Annotated in this window: 17 protein-coding genes; 8 read left to right on the plus strand and 9 right to left on the minus strand. The window is 63.4% G+C overall.

The window, feature by feature from the left end:
- The first annotated feature begins 23 nt into the window (after positions 1-23).
- A complete protein-coding gene (locus AS9A_RS14185) occupies positions 24-1,394 on the plus strand; it encodes a WS/DGAT/MGAT family O-acyltransferase (protein WP_041451102.1) in 1,371 nt (456 codons plus the stop codon).
- 3 nt (positions 1,395-1,397) lie between these two features.
- Here AS9A_RS14185 and AS9A_RS14190 read toward each other — a convergent pair whose 3' ends face one another.
- Positions 1,398-2,783 carry an acyl-CoA dehydrogenase family protein gene (locus AS9A_RS14190; protein ID WP_013807747.1) on the minus strand — a complete coding sequence of 462 codons (1,386 nt, stop codon included), beginning with the start codon at positions 2,781-2,783 and terminating at the stop codon, positions 1,398-1,400.
- A gap of 69 nt (positions 2,784-2,852) precedes the next feature.
- On the opposite strand from AS9A_RS14190, the gene AS9A_RS14195 reads away from it, so the two are divergent.
- Both AS9A_RS14195 and AS9A_RS14200 read left to right on the plus strand, forming a co-directional pair.
- Positions 2,853-4,325, plus strand: a complete 1,473-nt coding sequence (locus AS9A_RS14195) for a bifunctional phosphatase PAP2/diacylglycerol kinase family protein (RefSeq protein ID WP_148262604.1) — start codon at positions 2,853-2,855, stop codon at positions 4,323-4,325.
- 96 nt (positions 4,326-4,421) lie between these two features.
- The gene (locus AS9A_RS14200; protein ID WP_013807749.1) at positions 4,422-6,032 is read left to right on the plus strand and encodes a BCCT family transporter; all 1,611 of its coding nucleotides are present in this window, start codon (positions 4,422-4,424) and stop codon (positions 6,030-6,032) included.
- Between the two features lie 187 nt (positions 6,033-6,219).
- Here AS9A_RS14200 and AS9A_RS14205 read toward each other — a convergent pair whose 3' ends face one another.
- The 7 genes from AS9A_RS14205 to frdA form a co-directional block, all read right to left on the minus strand.
- Positions 6,220-7,326: an acyl-CoA dehydrogenase family protein gene (locus AS9A_RS14205; RefSeq protein WP_013807750.1), complete on the minus strand. Its 1,107-nt coding sequence runs from the start codon at positions 7,324-7,326 to the stop codon at positions 6,220-6,222.
- The gene (locus tag AS9A_RS14210; protein WP_013807751.1) at positions 7,323-8,507 is read right to left on the minus strand and encodes an acyl-CoA dehydrogenase family protein; all 1,185 of its coding nucleotides are present in this window, start codon (positions 8,505-8,507) and stop codon (positions 7,323-7,325) included. The genes AS9A_RS14205 and AS9A_RS14210 overlap by 4 nt, the downstream gene beginning before the upstream one ends.
- Before the next feature lie 87 nt (positions 8,508-8,594).
- Positions 8,595-9,047, minus strand: a complete 453-nt coding sequence (locus AS9A_RS14215) for a MaoC family dehydratase (protein ID WP_041451103.1) — start codon at positions 9,045-9,047, stop codon at positions 8,595-8,597.
- Positions 9,048-9,281: 234 nt separating this feature from the next.
- Positions 9,282-9,647 (minus strand): fumarate reductase subunit FrdD, encoded by a 366-nt coding sequence (gene frdD / locus AS9A_RS14220; RefSeq protein WP_013807753.1) that lies wholly within the window; start codon positions 9,645-9,647, stop codon positions 9,282-9,284.
- Positions 9,644-10,042: a hypothetical protein gene (locus AS9A_RS14225; RefSeq protein WP_013807754.1), complete on the minus strand. Its 399-nt coding sequence runs from the start codon at positions 10,040-10,042 to the stop codon at positions 9,644-9,646. The genes frdD and AS9A_RS14225 overlap by 4 nt, the downstream gene beginning before the upstream one ends.
- Complete coding sequence (gene sdhB, locus AS9A_RS14230) at positions 10,039-10,791, minus strand: succinate dehydrogenase iron-sulfur subunit (RefSeq protein ID WP_013807755.1); 753 nt, start codon at positions 10,789-10,791, stop codon at positions 10,039-10,041. The genes AS9A_RS14225 and sdhB overlap by 4 nt, the downstream gene beginning before the upstream one ends.
- 6 nt (positions 10,792-10,797) lie before the next feature.
- Positions 10,798-12,564 (minus strand): fumarate reductase (quinol) flavoprotein subunit, encoded by a 1,767-nt coding sequence (frdA, locus tag AS9A_RS14235; RefSeq protein WP_013807756.1) that lies wholly within the window; start codon positions 12,562-12,564, stop codon positions 10,798-10,800.
- Positions 12,565-12,756: 192 nt separating this feature from the next.
- On the opposite strand from frdA, the gene AS9A_RS14240 reads away from it, so the two are divergent.
- The 5 genes from AS9A_RS14240 to recD all read left to right on the plus strand — a co-directional run bounded on the left by AS9A_RS14240 (position 12,757) and on the right by recD (position 22,822).
- Entirely contained in the window at positions 12,757-13,284 is a 528-nt protein-coding gene (locus AS9A_RS14240; protein ID WP_013807757.1) for a hypothetical protein, read from the plus strand.
- Between the two features lie 71 nt (positions 13,285-13,355).
- Complete coding sequence (gene recC / locus AS9A_RS14245) at positions 13,356-16,643, plus strand: exodeoxyribonuclease V subunit gamma (RefSeq protein WP_013807758.1); 3,288 nt, start codon at positions 13,356-13,358, stop codon at positions 16,641-16,643.
- Positions 16,643-19,924, plus strand: coding sequence for a UvrD-helicase domain-containing protein (locus AS9A_RS14250; protein WP_013807759.1), 3,282 nt, complete (start codon positions 16,643-16,645; stop codon positions 19,922-19,924). The genes recC and AS9A_RS14250 overlap by 1 nt, the downstream gene beginning before the upstream one ends.
- On the plus strand, positions 19,917-20,972 hold the full coding sequence (locus AS9A_RS14255) for a phosphotransferase enzyme family protein (protein ID WP_013807760.1): 1,056 nt from the start codon (positions 19,917-19,919) through the stop codon (positions 20,970-20,972). The genes AS9A_RS14250 and AS9A_RS14255 overlap by 8 nt, the downstream gene beginning before the upstream one ends.
- Entirely contained in the window at positions 20,969-22,822 is a 1,854-nt protein-coding gene (gene recD / locus AS9A_RS14260; protein WP_013807761.1) for an exodeoxyribonuclease V subunit alpha, read from the plus strand. The genes AS9A_RS14255 and recD overlap by 4 nt, the downstream gene beginning before the upstream one ends.
- Before the next feature lie 31 nt (positions 22,823-22,853).
- On the opposite strand, the gene AS9A_RS14265 is transcribed toward recD, so the two are convergent.
- On the minus strand, positions 22,854-24,275 hold the full coding sequence (locus AS9A_RS14265) for an APC family permease (RefSeq protein ID WP_013807762.1): 1,422 nt from the start codon (positions 24,273-24,275) through the stop codon (positions 22,854-22,856).
- Positions 24,276-24,396 lie beyond the last annotated feature (121 nt).

Genomic DNA, 24,396 nt, shown 5'->3' on the forward strand with positions numbered 1-24,396 from the left:
GTGATCCGGCTTACACTCTGACCATGCGGCTCATGGCACCGAACGACTTCATCTTCCTTGGGCTCGAATCCCGGGAACATCCCATGCATGTCGGAGGGCTCGAGCTGTTCACCCTCCCCGACGGTGCGGGGGAAGACTTCGCGCGTCAGATTCACACCGAGCTCATCAGCACACCCGAAATCGCGCCGACGTTCCGCCGCCGGCCCGGGACTCCGCTCAATACGCTGCGAAACCTGACATGGATCGAGGACGCAGACGTAGATCTCGAGTACCACGTCCGCCTCTCCGCGCTCCCCCGGCCGGGCCGTATCAGGGAACTGTTCGAAGCCACCTCACTGTGGCACTCCGCACTTCTTGACCGGCATCGCCCACTCTGGGAGATGAACATCGTCGAGGGTCTCTCGGACGGGCGTCTCGCGGTTTACACCAAAATTCATCACTCGCTGGTTGACGGCGTCTCGGCGCTGCGGCTGTTGCAGAAGAGCCTGTCTGACGATCCTTCTGACGAGCACCTCGCCGCACCCTTTGCGCCGCGAACATCCAAACGCTCGAAGCCAGGCCGCAGTATGAACCCGCTCTCCCTCGCTAAAACCGGACTCGGTCTGACGGGTGATGTAGCAGGTTCAGTTCCCGCCGCGTACCGCATCGGGCGCCAGATCATGCGTGAACGCGATATCCCCCTGCCCCTGCGTGCCCCCCGATCGATGTTCAACGTGCCGATCGGTGGTGCCCGGCGTTTTGCCGCGCAGTCGTGGCCCATCGCCCGACTGAAAGGTGTGGCGTCCTCGCTCGGGTGCACACTGAACGACGTGGTTCTGGGAATGTGCGGCGGCGCGCTACGCGAGTACCTGATCGCTCAGAACGCCCTCCCTGACAAACCACTTATCGCGTTCGTACCAGTGTCGCTTCATGCTCTTACTGGCGACTCGGATGGAGGCAACGCCGTCTCCCTTGTGATGGCTAGTCTGGGCACCAACGAAGATGATCCGCTGGCGCGAATGAAAGCAATCAGACGGTCGATGGGGCAGGCAAAGGAGATGGTGTCTGGGCTTTCCCCTCTTCAGGCGATCGCGCTGGGCGCCACCCTCGCCGGTCCTTTCGCGCTGAGCAGCGTCTCGGGGCTGTCAAGCATCACCCCGCCGACCTTCAACGTCATCATCTCGAACGTCCCCGGCCCCAAGAAACCCCTGTACTGGAACGGCGCCCGACTCGACGGGATCTACCCAGCTTCAATCGTCATGGACGGGCTCGCCCTGAACATCACGCTAACAAGCAACGGAGACACCCTCGATTTCGGCATTCTTGGGTGCCGTCAATCGGTGCCGCACCTCCAGCACCTCTTGCGCTATCTTGACGAATCCCTCACCGCGCTCGAGCACGCGGCAGGACTATAGCCGTCACCTGTTGGGCGGGGTTAGGAACTTCATCGCGGCACGCAGCGCAGGAGCGGGAACGCGATCCTTAGCGGACAGCGCTGCTTGTCCCAGTCGCGTGCGTAGCGGCGTGCCACGGCCGAACTGCCGATTCAGCTGTCCACCGTCGACCGGCAGGTCGAAGTGCAAAGGCGGGGCGCCGTCCGCCGCCCCTAACGACTTGCCGATCACCATGCGCTGGATCTCGCTGGTTCCCTCGAAAATGGTGTACAGCTTCGCGTCCCGGTACCACTTCTCCACCGGGTTGTCGGTGATATAGCCCCAGCCACCGCACGTCTGAATCGCCTGTTCCGTCGCACGGACAGCGATTTCGCTCGCGGCGAGCTTCGACATCGAGCCCTCCGCATGCTGGAACGGCACACCGTTGGCGCCCATCCACGATGCTCGCCACGTCAGCAATCGCGCAGCATCAAGTTGCGTCGCAATATCAGCGAGCGGGAAGGAGACGCCTTGGTTGTCGATGATCGGCGCGCCAAAGGCTTCCCGCCGATTCGCGTACTCCGTCGCGAATTCCAGCGCCGCCCGCGCGATGCCGAGCGCCTGCGCAGCGACCATTGGACGAGTCTGCTCAAACGTGCCGAGGGTCGACGACTTCCGCTTGCCGGACTGCGATTCGGCATCCGCCCGCGCGCGTTCGAGCTTCTTGTTCAGCTTCTCGTCGCCCCCGAGCAGGTGATCCGCCGGGATGCGGCAGCCGTGAAAGCGCAGCTCCGCAGTATGCGATGCGCGGCAGCCGAGTTTGTCGAGTTTACGGACGAGTTCGATGCCAGGCGTGTCACCCGGCACGATGAAGAGTGCCTGACCGCGGTGCCCCAGATCAGGGTCGACGGTCGCATTCACGACATGCACGTTTGCGATCCCGCCGTTGCCGATCCACATCTTGTGCCCGTCGATAATCCAGTGGTCGCCATCCCGCTTCGCGGTCGTGCGCAGGTTGCGAACGTCGCTGCCACCTTCAGGCTCAGAGACGCACAGCGCCGCCAGCTTCAGGTCACCTGGGGTGCCGAAACACTCCGGCGCCCACCGCAGCATCTGCTCGGGGGTCGCCGCCTGCCCGATCGACGAGAGGGCGAGGGCAGGCATCACGACCGCGAGTCCGATTCCCGCGCACCCCCAGAACAGTTCCTCCATGAACAAGGGCAGCGAAAGCCCAGTTGGATCGCCGATTAGGTCCCGGTAGAAGAGAGGACCGTAAAAGCCCGCTTCCGCAGCCTTCTCCAGAACCGGCCAAGGGAACGCCTGTTCCTTGTCATATTTGGCCGCGACGGGCCGGATGACGTCTTCCGCGAACGCGTGGGTGCGTTCCACGAGGTCTTGCTGTGCACCGGTCAGGGATAGATCAAAACTCATTGCGCCTCCGTAAGTCCCTTATGGGGTTACCCGCTGACCAAAGTTTCTATTCACGCCTACCCTATGAAGATGCAGCCCGCCTTCCATGTCACAGCGGCAGACCGCTATCTCGTCAAGCGCACCGCGCGCTGGGGGCCCTCTTCAGTCGACGTTGTGATGGCGGGGCTGAGCCGGTCCGCCAACCGGGGAATGCTGTGGGTAGGCACATCCGTGATCCTCTACGGTGCGGGCGGTGCTTACCGGCGTGCCGCGGTGCGTGGGCTCGTGTCCGTCTCGCTCAGCAGCCTTCTCGCGAATGCCGCTTTGAAGTGGACTTTCCCGCGCCATCGTCCGCCTGCGGACGCGGTTCCGCTTGCCCGACGAACCTTCGACGTGCCGCGCTCATCGTCCTTTCCGTCCGGCCATTCCGCGCTGGCCGCCGCGTACGCCACGGGCGTACTCCTCGAGTCAAAGTCGGCGGGCTTAGTCGTAGCCCCGATCGCGGCCGCCGTCGCGTACTCGAGGGTGCACACCGGCGTGCACTGGCCCACCGACGTCCTTGCAGGGGTCGCGGTCGGCAGCGCGACGGCACTCGCAACCCGGCGCTGGTGGGCGAGCGCCAGCGATGACCCGGCACTTCCCGCGGAGACCGCGCCCGCACCCGCGCTCCCCAGAGGCGACGGGCTGATCGTTCTGTACAACCCAGAGTCTGGGCGAGGAGCGTCGCCTCTGCTCGAGATTTTGCGCGAACGTCTGCCGGACGCCAAGTTCAGCGAAATACCTCTTCGTGATTCACTTCCCGAGACGCAGGCGGAGCTCGTTACGCTGATCCAGTCCGCTGATCCGAAAGCGCTCGGCGTGTGCGGCGGCGACGGAACAGTGCGCACCGTGACCGCGGCTGCGCTGGAAACCGGACTGCCTCTTGCGGTGTTTCCCGGCGGGACGCTGAACCACTTTGCCCTCGACACCGGCGCAATCGACGTCGACGTCGTCGCCGCGGCCGTTGAGGACGGCTCCGCGTACTGCATTGACACCGCCGACGTCTCCGTCGATGGCGGAACACCCATCACATTCGTCAATACGGCGAGCATCGGTGGTTATCCGTCGGCCCTCCAGACTCGTAAGAAGTGGCAGCGTATTGCCGGGAAATGGATTCCGCTGGTCGCCGCGATGGTCCGCGAAATCGCCACGTCGCCGCCTCTACGAGCAACCGTCAACGGCAGAAAGACGACGCTGCGGCTGCTGTTCGTCGGTAACGGCGGTTATGCTCCCGCGGACCGGATCCCCGTCGGGCGCACCAGCCTGGCTGAAGGCAAACTCGACGTCCGACGGATACGCGCGGATCTGCGCCTGTCCTATCTTCGCGCGCTCTACGCTGTCCTGACCGGGACGCTGGGCAAAAGTCCCGTGCACCGCCGCGACCGTGTCGCGCGGCTCAACGTCACGATCATTGGTGATGACGTTCCGCTGGCGCTTGATGGCGATCCGCTCGCGGAGGGCACCCGGTTCAGATTCCGTGCACGGCACTGTTCGCTGACCTTATACGCACAAAACCGGACGTAAAAAATAGCGGATCCCTGCCATTCAGCGCGCGTGCCTGGTCCGGGAGTGGCAAGATCACGGAGATAGCTTCCCGAACGTCACGGCAGGAGAAGCATCATGTTAAAGAAGTTTCACGACCTCTTCGGTCTGCGAACAGATCCGATCATCTTCTTTGTGTCCGGAGCCATCACGGTTGGTTTCGTTCTCGTCGCCATCTTGTTCACCAGCACCGTCGACACTGTTTTCGAGAACGTGAAGGACTGGATCCTCGCCAACCTCGGCTGGTTCTACATCCTTGGTGTGACGTCCTTTCTGCTGTTTCTGATCTGGATCGCGATTAGCAGATACGGGCACGTCAAGCTCGGCGGCGATGAGGAACAACCCGAATACAACACGGCCACATGGTTCGCGATGCTGTTCGCAGCCGGCATCGGCACGATTCTCATGTTCTGGGGCGTCGCGGAACCGATCAGCCACTACGCGAACCCCCCGCGTGCGGACGTTGTTCCCGAATCGCTCGCAGCCGAAGAAGAGGCAATGGCGTTCACGCTGTACCACTTCGGGCTGCACACGTGGACGATCTTCTGTTTGCCGGCGCTCGCCTTCGCCTATTTCGTGTATAAACGCGGGCTGCCGATGCGCGTCAGTTCGATCTTTCACCCGATGCTCGGAGACAAGATCCACGGGCCCATCGGGAAGAGCATCGACATTCTCGCTGTACTGGGAACTTTGTTTGGTGTCGCGACATCCATCGGTCTGGGAACTCTGCAAATCAATGCCGGACTGAACTCGCTTTTCGGGATCCCGGAAAGCAAACTCGTTCAAGTCATCTTGATCACCGTGATCACGTTGATCGCCATCGCTTCTGTTGTCGCTGGCCTCGACAAGGGCATCAAACGGCTATCGAACATCAACATCACCATGGCAGTCGGACTGCTGGTATTCATCCTCTTCGCCGGGTCCACGCTGTACCTCCTCAAAGGCATCATCGAAACCACCGGCACCTACCTCAAATGGATCGTGCCGCTCGCGTTCTGGACTGACGCCGCCGACGTCAACCCTGGCTGGCAGGGAAGCTGGACGGTCTTCTACTGGGCCTGGACCATCACGTGGGCGCCATTCGTCGGCATCTTCATTGCGCGCATCTCGCGGGGCCGCACAATCCGCCAATTTGTCGGTGGCGTGCTCGGCCTCCCCACCGCGTTCACCATCATCTGGTTCAGCGTGTTCGGCCTGTCCTCCTTTGACATCGAGCGCAACCGCGACGGCAACCTCGTTCAGGAGGTGGTCGACGAAGGTGACATTCCCGGGGCGTTGTTCAGTTTCCTCGAGAACTTCCCCGCCACAACCTTCGTGGCCGCGATCTCAGTCATCATCGTGGTGATCTTCTTTACGACGTCGTCAGACTCTGCGTCGCTTGTCGTTGACATGCTCTGCACAGGTGATGTCGGTATGGGTCCGACCCGGCAGCGAGTGTTTTGGGCCTCCGTTGAAGGTCTTGTGGCGGCGACGCTCCTCGCTGCAGCTGCGGGCACCGACGGGCTAACAGCGTTACAACAGGTGATCACTGTAATCGGGTTGCCGTTCTTCCTGATCGGCTTTTTCACGATGTTCAACCTTGTGAAAGCCCTCAGGGAAGATCATGTCGTCACCGGGCGACCCATCCGGGAAAGGCAACACGCGAAATACCGCGTACAACAGGATCTGGAGCAGGATCTGGAGGAGTAGGCCGCCCAATGTGAGGCGCTATGAACTCGCCGCATTGAGCCCTGAGCACCTCAGTGAAATCGCCGCGATCCGCCGGGAAATATCGCGGCACATTACCGGGACCTGGCGTTGCGGATGCTCGGGTACCGCGGGCGAAACCCGGCGGAGGTCCGCTCAGATTCTGATCGTTCCCTGCCGGGCACTCCCCCTAAACCGTAGGCAGATCGACAAGCTCAGCGAGCCGCTGGCGATGCATCCCCGGAGTGCCCAAACCGATCTGGCTGGCCTTAGCCCGTTTAAGGTACAGGTGCGCGGGATGCTCCCACGTCATGCCGATACCACCGTGGAGCTGGACGCACTCCTCCGCAGCGAACACCGCGACGTCCGAACAGTAGGCTTGCGCCAGTGACGCTGCCACGGCGCGATCCGGGTGTCCAGCGGCCGCGGCCGCTGCCGCGTACCGTGCTGCCGCGCGGGCAGATTCGACCATGACATATAGATCCGCCAGACGGTGCTTCAGCGCCTGGAATCCGCCGACCACCCGCCCGAACTGCTTACGCACCTTCAAGTACTCGACTGTGGCGTCCAGGCACCATTGAGCGATACCGAGTTGCTCGGACGCTAGCAGCGCCGCACCGGTTTCCAGCCCCGCGTGCACCGAATTTGACGCTTCAGCGCCGCCCGCGAGTCGTGTCCCGGTCACCCCGGTCAGTTCAACATCGGCGATCTGCCGGGTCATGTCCAGCGATGTCACAGCGGTAATGCGCGCGGCATCAGCAGGCACTTCGAAGAGTTCCAGACCTGCCGGCCCCGCAGCAGGGACGATCAGAACGTCAGCCGCAAGCGCACCCGCAACGCTAGTGACAGTCCCGGAAAGCTCGCCCGCGTCTGACGCCGTAACAGGTGTCGTGATTCGGCCCGGCCGCGCGGTGAACGGCAGCACCAGCGCCGCAGTCATCTCCCCATATGCAAGCTTCTCGAGAAGGTCCGCCGCACCGAGCGTCCCGAGCACGGTGGTTGTGATAACCGAACTGGTCAGGAACGGTACCGGCGCGACCGCTCGACCGAGTTCTTCGAGTACCACCGCGGCTTCACGAGCACTCGCACCCGCACCGCCGTGTTTCTCATCGATGAGAAGCGCCGCGAGACCCAAATCTGACGCGAGGACATGCCAGAGCACGGTGTCTGTGGTGCTGCCCGTGTCATATATCGCGGCGACTTGGTCGGGTGCGCACCGCTTGGTCAACGCGCTGCGAACACTCGCGCGCAGCGCTTCCTCAACGTCGGAGTAGAGCAGATCGAGTTCCGCGCTCATCGCGGCAGCTCCTTCCAGGGGATGTTCTTGTCCGAGCGCGGCTCCGAAGGCAACTTGAGGACACGTTCGGCAACGATGTTGCGCAACACTTCTGACGTTCCGCCCTCGATCGAGTTGCCTTTCGCGCGAAGGTACCGGTAGCCGGCGTCGCGCCCGGTCATGCTCACGTGCGTAGGGCGGCGCATCGTCCAATCGTCGTAGCGCAGCCCTCCTTCGCCGAGGAGTTCGACCTCGAGCCCGCTGAGTTGCTGGTTGAGGCGGGCGAAGGTGAGTTTCATCGCGGACCCTTCGGGCCCGGGCTGACCAGCTATCAGCTTTTGCCGCAGACGATTCCCTGCGAGCCGTGCCACTTCCGCGTCGACCCAGAGCCGCAGGAGCTGCTCATGTGTGTCCGGTGTCCGCAGCTCAGGGCGAGCGCGCCACAGCTCCGAGACGATTCCGATCATGCCACCCTCACGCGGCCTCGCGTTTCCGCCGATCGCGACACGTTCGTTCATCAGCGTCGCGTTCGCCACTTCCCAGCCCTGGCCGACGTTTCCGAGACGATGTGCATCCGGGATCCGGACGTTCGTGAGGAAAACCTCGTTGAACTCTGCTTCACCGGTGATCTGGCGGAGTGGTCGCACCTCGACACCCGGATCCGTCATGTCGCACAGAAAGTAGGTCAGTCCAGAATGTTTCGGTACCGAGGGGTCGGTGCGCGCGACGAGAATCGCCCACTGGGCGACGTGCGCACTCGATGTCCACACTTTCTGCCCATTCACAACCCAATCGGCGCCGTCACGTACCGCACGAGTGGCGACTCCTGCTAGGTCAGAGCCCGCGCCTGGCTCGCTGAACAGCTGACACCAGATTTCCTCGCCAGTCCACAACGGACGCAGAAAACGTTGCTTCTGCTCATCGGTACCGTAGGCGAGGATTGTGGGAGCCGCCATCCCGAGGCCGATCGGGTTCCGGGAGGGGTCGCTGCTCGCGCCATGATCACGGAGCAGGTCGTCAACAAACTGCTGGTGGGAGCGCGGGATCCCCAGTCCACCTAGATTTTCGGGAAAGTGCACCCAGGCGAGCCCGGCGTCGAAACGGGCTCGTAGGTGTTCCACCTCACCCACCGTGTCAGGGGGTGCGTCGGAGATCAGCTTCTCTACACGAGCGGACAGTTCGCCCCGCACATCGTCAGTCATTGTTTCCCTGTCTTTCACTCGTGTTCGCGGGCGGCGAGTGGCCGCGGGTCCCCAGGTGCCTTTACGTGGGTCGCTCTCGCTGCGAGGTCATGGCACTACTACCGACAAGGTTTCGGCAACGCACGCGGGCTTGTCAGCGCCGCTGATCTCGATCGTGACCCGTGCACTGACCTGGACGCCAATACTCGTCTTCGTGAGTCCGAGAAGCTCAACGCCCGCGCGCACTCTACTGTTGACCGGTACCGACGAGGGAAATCGAACCTTGTTGGCGCCATAGTTGATTCCCATCTTGACACCCTCGACGGTGTAGACCTGCCACACCAGTTTCGGGATGAGAGACAACGTGAGATACCCGTGCGCGATCGTCGACCCGAATGGCCCTTGCGCAGCTCTTTCAGCGTCGACGTGGATCCACTGATGATCACCTGTCGCATCGGCGAACAGATTGATTTGCTCTTGCGTAATCGTGTGCCAGTCGCTGTAGCCGAGGTGCGTGCCCACCGCTGCTTCGAGTTCGGCAACGCCGTTAAAAACCTTCATCGTTACTCCTGATTTCAGTTGGTGGGACCACCGGCGACATCTTCCGGCTCCCCGGTGCGTGCGACTGGAATTTGCGACCACTGACCTCGTGAAGCCCTGCAGGCCTGCCTTCGCTGCCGAGTAGTTGGAGGTGCTCGACAGGTTGCCGATGCGGGCCCACTGAGCATCCGCTGCCCTCGAAACGCCGACAGAAACCACTACCACCGCCTCGGGCACCCTGCTGCGCGCCGCGAATCACACTTGCAAAATTACGGCACCTATCACGACCGTTCCGAGTGCGGCGACTCCATAACAGGCAATGCTGATGACACCTGCCAACGGACGCAACCGGAAACCGTCACTCATGATGTGCCGGAACCGGTGGGCCCAATGGAACGCAGAAAGCGAGAGAACGCCAAAGAGCACCAGCATCGTCAGCGGGTTGCTCAGCACCGAGTACAGGTGTTCATGACTAGGTGAGACGACACCGAGCGGTGCCAGCACGCCAAACAGAAGCACCAGCACCGGAAGAAAGAGGGCAGCCGACATGCCCCCCGCGCTGAACAACAGCCACGCTATGGGTTCCCACCGTGCACGCCGATTCTCTACTGGCAGAGTCATCGCAGGACCACCCACATAACGATGAGCGAAATGATCAGCCAGCCCGCGAAATGGGCGCCCATGATCGCCGCAGGCGGCACCTGTTGCCGTCCCGCTTTCACGACCATCGCCTTCGGGGCCAGCTGAAACCACGTGACCGCGTGCACGATGAGGAACGCCAGGGCGAGGATGTTGATCACCACCACCCAGGGGCGTCCCGCCAGGTCGAGGAAATCCTCGTACCTGGCGGGCCCCTGCCCCACCGCATGGATGAGCATCACCATGAACGCCACGAACCACGCGACGAACACGCACGACAGCTCACGCATCGCGAAAACGAAATACGTCCGTCGTTTCGTCCACCACAGCAGCGGCAGCGACGGCCGGTACTGACTGCTCGCCTGCGGGGCAGTCATTTCTTCCCCCACGGCATCAGCAGATCTTTTACGGCCTGCGAGGCGGCCGTCAGTTTGTAGCGCTGGATTGCACCGGCCGGGTCAACCCCCTTGGGGCATGCGACGCTGCACTCGCCGACCAGAGTGCACGCCCACGCACCCTGGGCCGAGGCGAGAACATCCCGGCGGTCCTCGGCTCCTTCGTCACGCGAGTCGAGGTTGTACCGTTGCCCCAGTGCGATCACGGCGGGCCCGAGAAACTCGGGTTCCAGCGCGTAGACCGGGCACGCTGAATAGCAGAGCATGCAGTTAATGCACATGCTGTATTTCTTGTAGTCCTCGAGTTGTTCGGGGGTCTGCAGAAACTCAGTGTCCTCGATCTCCTCCGGTGACTCCCCGGCCTTCCGCACCAGCCACGGCTTGACGGTGGGAAGTTTCTCCATGAAATCGTCGATGTTGACCACTAAGTCCCGGATTACCGGGAAGTTCTGCAGGGGTTCGACACGAACCGGACCGGGCGCATAGTCCACGAGAAACGCGGAGCATGACAGTTTCGGTTCACCGTTGACGGTCATACCGCAACTGCCGCAGATACCCATCCGGCACGACCATCGGTAGGACAGTGTGCCGTCGATCTGGTCTTTGATGTGATTCAGTGCGTCGAGCACCGCCCACTCTTTGCGCAGCGGCACATCGTAACTGTCAAAAACCGGGGCAGGCTCCTGCTCAGGCCGAAAGCGGAAGACCTCCACCGTGATGGTGTCCGCCACGGTTCATCACCTCCCATACACCCGTTCCGCTGGTGGCCAACGGGTGATCGTCACCGGCTGGTAAGACACACGTGGGCCGTCACTGTCGAGATTGACGACCGAATGCGCGAGGTAGCGCTCGTCATCACGCTTCGGATAGTCCGTTCGCTGATGAGCGCCGCGGGACTCCTCCCTGCGCAGCGCCGACGCAACGATGCACTCCGCGACGTCAAGCATCCCATCGAGTTCGAGGCTGGCGATGAGGTCCGTGTTGAAGGTGCGGCTATGGTCGTCGATGCCCGCGTGCCCGAACTGCTCACGCAGTTCTTTCAGTCTGTCCGCCGCCGTGCGCATCGATGCTTCGTCGCGGTAAATCCCTGCGCCCGCCTCCATCGTGTCCTGCATGGCAACGCGGATATCCGCGATCCGGTACTTGCTCGGCTCCTGACGTGCAGCGAGTTCACGCTCAAGGCGCTGCTGCTCATCACGCCCCTGGGCCTCTACCGCCGCTGTCGCGCTCCCCGGTCCGCTGCTCCCCTGCGTGTGGACATATTCCGCTGCGGCGGCCCCCGCGCGCGCGCCGAACACCAGCAGTTCAGGCAGCGAGTTCGAGCCGAGCCGGTTGGCGCCGTTGATGCTGACGCATGCGACTTCACCCGCCGCATATAGGCCAGGCATTCCCGTGTAGCCATTGATGTCGGTATGGATGCCGCCCATCATGTAGTGCACGACAGGGCGCACCGGGATGAGTTCATGCACCGGATCGATGTTCTGATAATTGGTGCACAACTCGCGCACGAACGGGAGTTTGAGATTGATCAGATCTTCGCCAAGGTGCCGCAGGTCCAAGTGCACAACCGGACCGGAGGGCGTCTCGACCGTCCGGCCTTTCTCCAATTCATGAACGAACGCCTGGGAAAGCCTGTCCCGCGGCCCGAGTTCCATGCTGCGAAGTACGGGCTCCTGCGTCGGTTTCCCCAAGTCATAATCCTGGAGGTACCGGTAGCCGTCCTTGTTCAGTAGCCATCCACCTTCCGCGCGGGTCGCTTCGGTGATGAGAATCCCGGTGAACGGCAGGCCAGTCGGGTGGTACTGCACGAACTCCATGTCCTTCAGCGCTGCCCCGGCCCGATAGGCGAGCGCCATTCCGTCCCCTGTTTTGATGGCTGCGTTCGTCGTAAAGGGGAACACCCTGCCACACCCGCCGGTACACACAATGACGGATTTCGCGAGAATCGTTTCGGTACGGCCGGTGGCGAGTTCGATCGCGACGACCCCCCGGACCTTGCCGTCATCGACGAGGAGTTTCGTCGCGAACCATTCGTCGTACCGCACAAGCTCTGAGTAGGACAGCGCTGTCTGAAACAGTGTGTGCAGCAGATGGAATCCGGTTTTATCGGCCGCAAACCAGGTGCGCTTCTTCTTCATGCCGCCGAAAGCGCGCACCGCTATCCGGCCATCGTCGCGACGGCTCCACGGACACCCCCAGTGCTCGAGTTGCAGCATTTCACGCCGTGCTTCGACCACGAACGCTTCCACTGCATCCTGGTCACAGAGCCAGTCGCTGCCTGAGACGGTGTCGTACGCGTGTTCGTCGAACGTGTCATCGTCACCTGCGACCGCGGCGGCACCGCCTTCCGCCGACACCGTGTGACTCCGCATGGGGTACACCTTCGACACGATCGCGATGCTCAGGCTGGGATCAGATTCCGCGATTGCTATGGCCGCGCGCAAGCCAGCACCGCCGCCTCCCACGATCACGACATCGTGCGCTGCAACTGGTCCTGGCGCCATTCGCCACCTCCGAATCTTGGCTGGGACCCTGCGACCTCGGCGTTAGCAAGTGATCTAGATCACAAGAATACCCCTTGATCGACTTCTCAGATAGACGGTCGCCAGCATTGGATGTGTCGGGCAATCACGAGGCTGATGGAACCGGAGGGGCGTGCGGCGCATCTAATCCAGTAACCCACCCAAGGAGAATGCATGCAGCCCCCTCCCCCTTCCGCCGTCACACCGGCAAGCACCATCGAGCTTAAAGCCGCGCACGGACAGTACGCGCTGGCCGCGATACCAGTGCTGTTCCTCGCGGTTCCGTTCTTCTTCTCCCCGCTAGCGCCGCTGCTCGCCGGTGCGCGTATGACCTGGCTCCACTGGCTCATGCTGGCGCTCGGGCTATTTTTCGTCACTGTCATTCCCTTGTGCTGGATATACGCGCTCACCTCCAGGATCGTCGTAACGGAACACTTCTTCGGTGTGGCTCGCTTCGGGCGCACACCGCGGTGGCTTCCACGCGCGGCGGTAGGCGCGGTGCAATATCACCACTACCGCGCGAAGGGACTGACAGCGTGGCACTCTGCGGGGAGGCACACCGATAAGAACGGCATGCGGATGTACGTCCTGGACCAATCCGGGGAACGCATCCTCAAGCTATACGAGCAGATCTGGACCCGGAACAACCTCGAATACCTCCAGCAACTCCTCACGGGAGATGGTGCGGCCGACACGGCGTAACTACACACACGATGCGGCGCACAGTGGTTACGGTTGTGCTTGCAGGATAAGTGGAAAGGAGTGTCGGCGCTGTGCTGAAGCTCCACCGTGCTGGGTCTGCAGCCCAGCTGGCGACCGAACTCGCGCGCCATCTTGGGCGGCCACTCGCAGATCCGTTCGCTGCCGAGGTGATCTCGGTCCCCGCGAAAGGTGTTGAGCGCTGGCTATGCCAGCGGCTTTCCACGGTTCTCGGGGCGGGCGGGGGTCCTGATCGTGCAGACGGCATCGCCGCGAACATCGAATTTCCCGCACCTGCACGAGTCGTCGATGAGGCTATCGCCGCGGCGAGCGGTGTGATGGCGGACGATGACCCCTGGGCGAACGAGCGAGTCGTGTGGCACCTGCTCGATGTCCTCGACGCGTCAGTCGGCCAGCCTTGGTGCACGGTCCTGGCGCGACACTTCGGCCACCACCCCGACGGCCGCCACGACTTCCGAGTTGGCCGCAGGTACGCGACCGCAGCACATCTGACCGGTTTGTTCCGGCGGTACAGCACAGAACGGCCGGACATGATCGTCGACTGGGCAGTCGGTCGCCGCACCGATGGCGCCGGTTCCCCCATCGACGCCGACCTCGACTGGCAGCCTCAACTTTGGCAGGAGCTGCGGAAGCATATCGGTCACCCGAGCCCAGCGGAACGGCTTGCGGAGGTGTGTGCACGCATCCGCGATACGCCGGAATGTGTACCACTGCCCGAACGGTTGTCCTTCTTCGGTCCCACCCGCCTAACAACTGAACAGTTGCGCATCATCAAAGCGCTTTCCGCTGGCCGAGCCGTACACGTCTGGATACCGCATCCCAGCCCCGCGCTGTGGAAACATCTTCGAGGTGCACCCCAGCGTGCCAGGCGTGCCACTGACACCAGCGTGCTTGGCATACGGAATCCACTGCTCGCCAGTCTTTCTCGAGATGTGCGCGAATTGCAGCTTCGCATTGAACCTTTATGCGACGAGGTTGCGCATTACGAGGACAGCGGTGCACCCGGCACCACGCTGCGCCGCCTGCAGGCCGGGATTCAGGATGATGAGCCGCCCGCTCCACTCGCACACGTGGACCCGTCAATCGAAATCCACTCCTGCCACGGTGTCGCGCGGCAAGTCGAAGTTCTGCGTGAATGTCTGCTGCACCTGTTCTCGGATATGCCCGATCTCGAACCCCGGGACGTTCTCGTCATGTGCCCCGATGTGGAGACCTTCGCGCCGCACATCCGAGCTGTCTTCGGGCAAGATATCGCGACCCACCCTGGGCAGCAGTTACGTGTGCGGCTCGCGGACCGGAACCTCCGGCAGACCAACCCCCTTCTCAATGTGGTAGCCGCACTTCTCGAACTTGCTGCTAGCCGCGTCACCGCATCCGAAATGCTCGATTTCGCCGCAAACGGTCCGGTCCGTCGCGCCTTCGGTTTCAAGGACGAGGATATCGAGCGTCTTCGCGAATGGACGGTGGCATCTGGCGCCCGGTGGGGACTCGGTGACCAGCAGCGCGCCCGGTTCCGTCTTGGCGGGTTCCCGCAGAACACGTTCGCGACGGGGCTCGACCGGATCCTCTTGGGTGTAGCTGCGGACGAGTCCGGCCTTGCCTGGATTGACAAGGCGCTTCCGCTCGACGATATCGGTAGCGGTGACATCGATCTCGCTGGCAGGTTCGCTGAACTGACTGACCGGCTCGACACCGTGCTGCGGTCGCTACAGGGCCTGAAATCTGCCCGGCAGTGGACACATGATCTTGTCGATGCGCTCGATATCCTGACCGAGGTACCGGCCGGGGAAGCGTGGCAGCTGGGTGAAGCACGCAGCGCGCTGGGCGATGCGACGCAACACAGCGGCTCAGCCGAACTTCGTTTGCCCGACGTCCGGGTACTGCTGGAGCGTCTGCTCGCGGGGCGGCCCACCCGCGCGAACTTCCGCACCGGGGAGCTCACCGTGTGCACGATGGTGCCAATGCGATCGGTACCGCACCGGGTCGTGATCCTTCTCGGGCTAGACGACGACATGTTCCCGCGTGGCGCAGGAATCGATGGCGACGATGTTTTGAGCCGGGAGCCGTGCATCGGCGAGCGTGACGCGCGCAGTGAGGATCGCCAACTCCTTCTCGACGCACTCATGGCCGCGCAGGAACGGCTGCTTTTGTTCTTCACTGGTTGCGACCCAGTGACCGGCAACCGACGGCCACCCGCTGTCCCCCTCGGCGAGGTCGTAGACGCGGTTACCGCTCTAGCGGGAAGTAACCCGGTCACCACTCATCCCCTGCAACCCTTCGATGTTCGCAACTTTGATCCCGCCGAGCCGCACAGCTATGACGTGAATGCGCTCGCCGGTGCTCGCGCCAGCCAGCAACCGCCAAAGCCTGCCCGCCCGTTCCTTGACAGCCCACTGCCCCGCGCAGCGGAGAACACCGCGATCACAGATCTCTCCGACCTCGTCAACTTCATGGCGCATCCGGTACAAGCATTTCTTCGTCAGCGCCTCGGCGTCGTTCTGCCCTCCGCGGAGGATGAGATCGACGACGCGTTCAGTGCGGAACTCGACAACCTGGTGAAGTGGAATATTGGTGACAGAATGCTCAATGCAGTGCTGTCCGGGCACTCGATTGACGACTTCCGGAACGCGGAGCTACGTCGAGGCACACTGCCGCCATTCGCCCTAGGCACCCAGATACTTGACGACATCAGCACAACCGTCGACATCCTCTCGGCGGCGTCCCACAGTTTTCATTCAGGCCAGCCACAGACCTTTGACATCGACATCGATCTTGGACAGGGGCGCCGTGTCACCGGCAGTGTCTCCGGCGTACACGGCGAAACCCTGGCGCGCACAATTTATTCCAAGCTCGGTCCCAAACATCGTCTGCACGCATGGGTACAGCTCGTCGCCCTGTCGTGTATGCAGCGAGGCGACTGGCGTGCTGTTACGACAGGCCGCGGCCAGGGGCAGCGCCCCGCATGGCGGTCGGTGATCTGCGCACCTGAGGATCCCATTTCTGTGATGCGCAAACTCGTTGAGCTCCGCGAACGCGGACTCACTGCACCGCTGCCCATCGCGCAGAACGCGTCGGCGGAATACGCAAACCGGCGGCACTCAGGCCGTTCACCTGACGAGGCACTCGAAGCAGCAAGCAAAGCTTTCGACGGTAGGTTCGGCGACGGCACCGACGAGCACTACTCGTTCGTCTACGGGCCGGGAGCGCAGCTTGCCTCACTTGCTAGTGCGGCGCCAGAAACTGATGAGGCACCGTGGTCTGACGATCCCACCCGATTCGGAGTGCTGGCCTGCCGCTTGTGGTTCCCGCTGCTTGATCATGAATCACAGGTGGCGCCCTGATGTTCGACCTCACAGGCCCACTCCCAGACGGCACGACGGTTCTTGAGGCCAGCGCGGGCACGGGGAAGACCTACGCCATTGTCGGACTCGCCGCCCGGTATGTCGCTGAGGGCCGCGCCAGCCTTTCCGAATTGCTCCTCGTGACATTCAGCCGCGCGGCCACACAGGAACTCCGCGAACGCACACGGGAACGTCTGACCGAAACCGCATACGCGCTCGCTGACGCGCACGCGGCAGCAGCGCATGACGACCCACTGATCCGGCATCTCGCCACCGGGACATTGGAGGATGTTCGTGAGCGCCGCGACCGGCTGACGCACGCCCTCTCCGACTTCGACGCGGCGACGATCGCCACCACACACAGCTTCTGCCAGCGCATGCTCGACAGCCTCGGACTTGCCGGTGAGCATGAGCCGCACGTGACGTTCACCGAATCCATCGATGACCTCGCCGCCGAGGTGATTGATGACCTCTATCTGAAGCACTACGCAGGTCAGTCCGCCCCACCGATTTCCCTTGCCGCCGCACGCGCAGCCGCGCTCGCCGCGATACGGGACCGCCAGGCGCGCCTCGCACCGTTCAACGCCGACGACGGAAGCGCGCCGTGGCATCTCGTTGCATTCGCCGAAGCCGCCCGGGGGGAGATCGAGCGCCGCAAGCGGATAGCGGGCATACGGACCTTCGATGACCTGCTCATACTGCTGCGCGACACGTTGGCGGACCAAGTCCACGGTGACACTGCCTGCGAGCGCGTCCGGCGACAGTACCGGCTGGTGCTCGTCGATGAGTTCCAGGACACCGACCCCGTCCAGTGGGAGATTCTTTCGCGCGCTTTTCACGGGCACTCCACGCTCATTCTCGTGGGTGACCCTAAACAGGCCATTTACGCCTTCCGCGGCGCTGAAGTCTTGAGTTACCTCGACGCCGCACGGCAGGCCAGCAACCATCGGCAGCTCGGTGTGAACTGGCGCAGCGATGCTGGACTTATCGCCGCCCTCGACCACCTCTATGGTCGTGCCGCGCTCGGGCATGCGGATATCGTCGTCGGTTCTGTCACTGCCCATCACACCAAGTCCCGCATCGAGGAGACCGTTCCGCTGCGGTTGCGCTACCTGCCCAGGACCGGGTCTGGCCCGCTCGGCAGAACCGGGTTCCCACCGATAGGCAGGCTACGCGCCCGGGTCGCGCGGGATCTCGCCGCGGACGTTGCGCGTCTGCTCAGAAGTGGCCGCCGAGTGTCGCTTGGGCCGGAAGACCGGCCGGTGGCTCCCAATGACATCGCCATCCTCGTCCGGAAATGGGCACATATTCCCTACATTCGCGACGAGCTGGACAGATTGGCGGTCCCTTCCGTTCTCGCTGGCGGAGCGAGCGTGTTCACCACACCCAGCGCGACGCAGTGGCTGTGGCTGCTGCATGCGCTGGAGCAGCCACACCGGCCCGGCCGCGTGCGGCTAGCCGCGCTCACCCCGTTGCTGGGCTACCGGCCGGAACAACTCGACGACGAAGCGATGGCGGGGCTGAGCGGTCATCTCCGCGCGTGGGCCGAACTATTCAGCACGGCCGGGTTCGCCGCCGTTTCCGAGCGGATCGCCGCTCACACGGGGTTCGATGCCCGCCTGCTCAGCCACGAATCAGGCGAGCGTGATCTGACCGACCTCCGCCACATCGCGCAACTGCTGAACGAGGCCGCGCTCGAAAACTCGTACGGCCTGTCAGCGCTGACGCGATGGCTGACTCGCCGCATTCAGGACCCGAACTCAGGTGGCGGATCTGACCGCAGTCAGCGCCTCGACAGTGAGGCTGCCGCGGTGCAGATCGTCACCATCCACGGCAGTAAAGGATTGCAGTTTCCTATCGTCTACGTGCCGTACGGCTGGGACGGCGCGAAGGACCCGTACCCGTCTTCACTTCTCCTGCACGATGATGACGGACGCCGCATCCTCGACATCGGCGGCAAGGAGAGCCCCGACTTCTTTCGGCACCGAACACGGTGCAACAGGGAAGATGCGGGCGAGGAACTGCGCCTGCTCTATGTCGCGCTGACCCGCGCACAGTGCCAGGCCGTGCTCTGGTGGGCGCCAGCATACGGAACGGAGACGGCGCCACTACAGCGCTTGCTGATGGGACGGAGCTCAGATAGTACCGAGCCCGCACTGCCAGCCAAAGTGCCCGAAGATCACATCGCCGCTCAGATCCTCGAGGATTGGGGCGGGGCTGCGGCGCAATATATTTCGGTCGAAGCTGCAGGCAAGGGCGGCGGGCCTGCACTCTCGTGGGAGCCGGCACCGGAGCCGGTGCGGGAACTCGCTGCGGCGGAGTTTCACCGGTCGCTCGACGCGAAATGGCGGCGCACCTCGTATTCGGCTTTGATTGCGACAGCCCATGATCCAGCTGGGGTGAGCAGCGAGCCAGAGGAACCCGTCATTTCCGATGAGCCTGACGCAGAGCCGCACCTGGTTTCTGACCGTGGTGGTGCTCCCTCACTGATGAACGACCTGCCGTCGGGCGCAGTATTCGGCACCCTCGTCCACGAAATCCTCGAAACGGTCGACACGTCTACTGGTGACTTGCCCGCAGAACTACACAATCGATGTCGCGACGCCATCCGCAGGCGGCATTCTGAGGTCGAACCTGCGGCTCTCGCGACGGCGCTGCATGCGGTGATGACCACACCACTCGGATACGGAACGCTCGCCGACATCCGGCCGGGAGACCTTCTTCCCGAACTCAGTTTCGAGTTTCCGCTAGCCGGCGGGGACACACCCGTGTCTGATCGGGTCACGCTGCAGCGGATCGCGCGCCTGCTGCACAACCACGTGCCTGCTGACGATCCCCTCGCTTCGTATCACCGCGTGCTGACGACTGTGAAGGCTCCCCCGCTCCGGGGATTTCTCACCGGCAGTATTGACGCGGTCCTGCGCGTCCCCGGGCCCCGCTACATCGTCGCGGATTACAAAACGAACCGCCTTGGGAGAGGAGACCTTACAGTCGGGCATTACACGCCCGAGGCCATGGCAGCGGAAATGTTGCACGCGCACTATCCTCTCCAAGCCCTGCTGTATTGCGTTGCCCTGCACCGTTATCTGCGCTGGCGGCAGCCGCACTACGAACCCGAAGTTCACCTAGGGACTGTTCAGTACCTCTTCGTGCGCGGGATGATCGGACCCGACACGCCACCCGGCCACGGTGTCTTCGAATGGAAGCCGCCTGCGAGGCTCGTCGTGCAACTCTCAGACATGCTGGCCGCGAGCGATTTAGGAGCTGAAACGGATGTCTGAGCCAACTATCCGCAGCTGGGTGGAGGACGACTTCGGCATGGCTCTGCACGCAGTCACCGCCATCACCGAAGGTGCTGACGCGACCGCTCAGACCTGGCGCGGCACGGCCGACGACGGCGAACGGTACGCCATCAAGCTGAGTCGCGGCGCAACGGCAGGCTTAAGTGCCCAGGCACACCTTGCGCGGCACAACGTCCACGGCGTACCTGCCCCTCTCCTCACGCGGTCTGGGTCAATCTGGTCGATCCGGTCGGGTAAGCGGTTGAGCGTGATCCCCTGGATCGAGGGACGACCGGGCTCCGAGATGACGACGGAACACTGGTGCGCGTTCGGTCGTCTGCTCGCTCGCGTCCACTCCTCCCACGTACCGGAACAACTCGGCGCGAGTTTGCGCGCCGTGTCATTCACACCGCACAGCCTCCTTGACGAACTCGCGGACGTGCGGTCCGCCCTCGCGCGTCCGGTCACGGACTCGCTCGTCACACCGCTCGCAGCTATATGGGCCACACACGCCGGCGATATCGCCTACCTAGCGTCGATTTCAGAAATGCTCGGAGCCCGCCTGCAGGACAGAGCGGCGCCGGCTGTGTTGTGCCACACAGATGCTCACGCGGGCAATATCGTCTGGAACGAGCACGGGGTGTATCTCCTCGACTGGGATGACGCGGAACTCACGCCGCCAGAACGTGACCTCATGTTCATAGATCACGGGGGTGTTCTCGCTTCCGCTCCCGTCACCGAGGAGCAGCAAGCGTCGTTTTACCGGGGATACTGGGCCGATCGAGATGACCGGGACCGTGGCGAATCCGGGGCTGACTCGGGGACCGACTCGGGTGCTGACCGTGAGCGGATGCTCTATTTCCACTGCGTGCGCGCCCTCACTGATGTGCGGGAACTGGCCGCTGTTGTCCTTGACGAGCACACCTGGGACAGGCCCCAGCGTGTCAAGGCACTGGAACATACGCGAGATTCGTGGGGACCATCCGGTCACGCGTCGCGGGTGCTCGCAATGGCACGACAACGCTCCGGCACGGCGGCATGGTCATGACAGTCAGTACCGTTCTCAACGCCCAGGGCTTACTCCACGTCTTCAATGAGGCAGGCATCCTCGCTCCGGCGGACGTGCACGTCGCCCAGCGGCTGCAGAAGCTTGGTGGCGAATCATCCGAGATCGTGCTCCTCGCTGCAGCTCTCGCCACGCGCGCGGTGCGGCTCGGCTCCGTGTGTGTCGACCTCAATCGGCTCTCGGAAGTCACTGTCGAGTCCGAAATTGATCTAGACGGACTGCCGTGGCCGGACAGCGCCGACGTTGGCGCAGCCCTGAAACGAAGCCCCCTCCTCGGGAGCGCCGAGTATCCACTTCAGCCGCTGCGGCTCGTCGCGACAACCGAAGGGGAACTTCTCTATCTCGAGCGGTACTACCAGCAAGAGCAAACCATCCGCCGCATCCTTGACCAGCGCGCGCTGAGCCATCCCACGGTTGACGCCGCGCAGGTCACCAACATCCTGGGCGGGTTGTTCCGCACCGAGGAGGGCGTCGCCACTGCACCGCCGGACCGGCAGCGCATCGCCGCGGCACTAGCGGCGACACACTGGACCACCGTCGTAGCGGGAGGCCCCGGCACGGGTAAAACCCACACCGTCGCACGTATTCTCGCCGTGCTGCATGCGCTGCACGGTGAAGGCCTGCGCGTCGGACTTGCCGCCCCGACCGGCAAAGCTGCTGCGCGCCTTGAAGAATCGATCAATCAGCAGGCTGCTCCGCTCGGGCTCCCCGCAGGGCTCTCCGCGATGACTTTGCACCGGCTGCTCGGCTGGCGGCCCGGCAGTCGGCACCGCTTCCGGCACGATGAGTACAACCGGCTGCCTTACGACGTGGTGGTGCTCGACGAAACGTCGATGGTGTCGCTGACGATGATGTGCCGCCTCCTCGAAGCGGTCCGGCCGGACGCCCGCTTGCTGCTCGTGGGCGACCCCGACCAGTTGACGTCCGTCGAAGCCGGGGCCGTTCTTGCTGACCTTGTTGCCCGGCCAGCCAGCTCAGGCGCGTCACCCAGCCCGCAACTCGAGCCGCTGATCCGCGCTGACCTCGACGCCACCGACGATCCTGACGAAGCCGCTCTCAGCCCGTTCGAGAAGCAGCGCTTGCACCGGGGCGTCATCCGGCTCAGCCGCGGCCGGAGGTTTGGCGGCAACATCTCCGTACTCGCAACAGCGGTGCGAGATGGCCGCGCTGACGACGTTCTCGAAATTCTGCACACCAGCTTCGACGACGTGTCATTCTGCCCGCCTGGTGAACTCACGTCGCTCCGTCATGACATCGTCGCCGCCTCCGCAGCGCTGACCGCGCGCGCCACGGCTGGTGATGTGCCCGGCGCATTGAAGACACTCGAATCGCATCGGCTGCTGTGTGCGCACCGTGATGGGCCGTTCGGTGTCCGGCAATGGGCTCAGCAGGCCATGGACTGGATCAGTGCAGACACGGGTGAACGGCTCGACCCCTTCCGCTGGTACCCAGGGCAGCCCCTGCTGGTCACGGAGAACGATCATGACGCGAAGGTATACAACGGCGATACCGGGGTGGTGGTTGCGCACGGCGAGGGGGTGGTGGCGGCGTTCCAGCGCGGAGAGAACCCGATTCTGTTGCACCCCAACCAGCTTGCAGCGGTACAGACGGTGTACGCAATGACAATTCACCGCAGTCAGGGCAGCCAGTACGACACTGTCAGCGTCCTTCTGCCTGACGACGCGTCCGCGCTGCTGACGCGCGAACTCCTGTACACCGCCATCACTCGGGCACGGCACCACGTCCGGATCATCGGTACCGACGTCTCTGTCGCGGCGGGTGTCGCCCGGCAGGTACAAAGGGCCAGCGGGCTGCGGCGGACGCTCGTGTAGGCGCGCCGCACCCCGCCCCGTGGTACAGCGCTCAGCTCGTGATGGTGGATGCGTGGTTCGTTGCGGCTCTGATGCGTTCTTCGGCGTCGGGGCCGTGTGTGATGCGGGGGACGCGTGTCAGCAGTATGAGTCCGAGGACGCCCCAGATGGCGAGGATGACCCACTCCGGTACCGAGAGTCCGCCTGGCATGCCGGGCAGGAAGAGCACCAGCAGTCCGATCGCGAGTGCGACGGCGAGGACACCCACGGTGCGGGCGGGGCCGACGCGGAACGGGCGTTCCATGCCGGGTTCGCGGCGGCGCAGCACCAGGAAGGTGATCGCCACCATGATGTAGGCGACGACGATCGCGAAACCACCGGCACCGACGAGCCAGATCAGGGTCTGGCGCCCGAATAGCGGTGCGATGACTGTCAGGGCGGTGATGAAGATGATCGCGTTGGTCGGTGTGTGGAACCGCGGGTGGACTTTGGCGAACCAGCGGGGCAGCATGCCGGATTCGGCCATGGCGTAGATGAGGCGGCTGCCGCCGATGAGGAACCCGTTCCAGCTGGTCAGGATGCCCGCGATACCGCCGAGGACCAGAAGGTTGCCCATGGTCTGGCTGTTCCACAGCGCGGTCATGCCATCAGCCGCTGCGAGGTCTGCGTCCGCGAGGACGTCTGCGGGCATCGAGGAGCCGACGGTGAGGATGATCAGGATGTACCAGGCGGCGGCGAGTGCCACGGAGATGATCAGCAGGATACCGATCAGTTTGAAGGGCAGGCGGATCTCCCCGGCGGACTGCGGGATGATGTCGAAGCCGACGAAGAGGAACGGTACCGCGATCAGTACCACCAGGATGCCGGAGAACCCGGTCGCGAATAGTGGCTGCATGTGCTCGGTCTCGCCGCCGGTGAAGGAACCGACAAGCAGTGTCGCACCGACCGCGAGCAGGAAGACCACCGCAATCGTCTGGAAGATCGCGGCGGGGCGCACGCCGACATAGTTCAGGATTGCCATCGCGAGTCCGCCGCCGATACCGACGGCCGCCCACACGGCATAGACCTCGTTGTCCGCGATCGTCCACAAGTATCCCGTATCGAGTTGCGGCACCAGATATTTCAGGCTGTGCGGCAGCGCGACCGCTTCGAACGCGCACACCGCGATGTACCCCAGCACGAGTGTCCACGACGTAAGGAACGCTGGCCACGACCCCAGACCGCGGAGCACATAGTTGTGCTCCCCGCCGGCCTCGGGCATCGCCGACACGAGTTCGGCGTAGGTCAGTCCCACCAGCGAAACGATGACGCCGCCGATAACGAATGCCAGCGCCGCACCGAGTGTCCCCGCATCCTCGAGAAACCCGCCAGTCAGGACGATCCAGCCGAAGCCGATCATCGCGCCGAACGCGACCGCGAGCACATCCCACCGCCCCAGGACCCGAACCAGGCCCGCCCCACCGCTGCTACTCATCCAACACTCCTTGAATTTGAGGGATATCCGTAAATTCGGCGCGGAGGTCGTTAGTAACTTAGTGGTGAGACTCATGCGCCACATACAGTGTGGCTGTCTTCACACGCGCGCGCGTCCTGCC

The sequence above is a fragment of the Hoyosella subflava DQS3-9A1 genome (genome assembly GCF_000214175.1).
Classification (GTDB): Bacteria; Actinomycetota; Actinomycetes; order Mycobacteriales; family Mycobacteriaceae; genus Hoyosella; species Hoyosella subflava.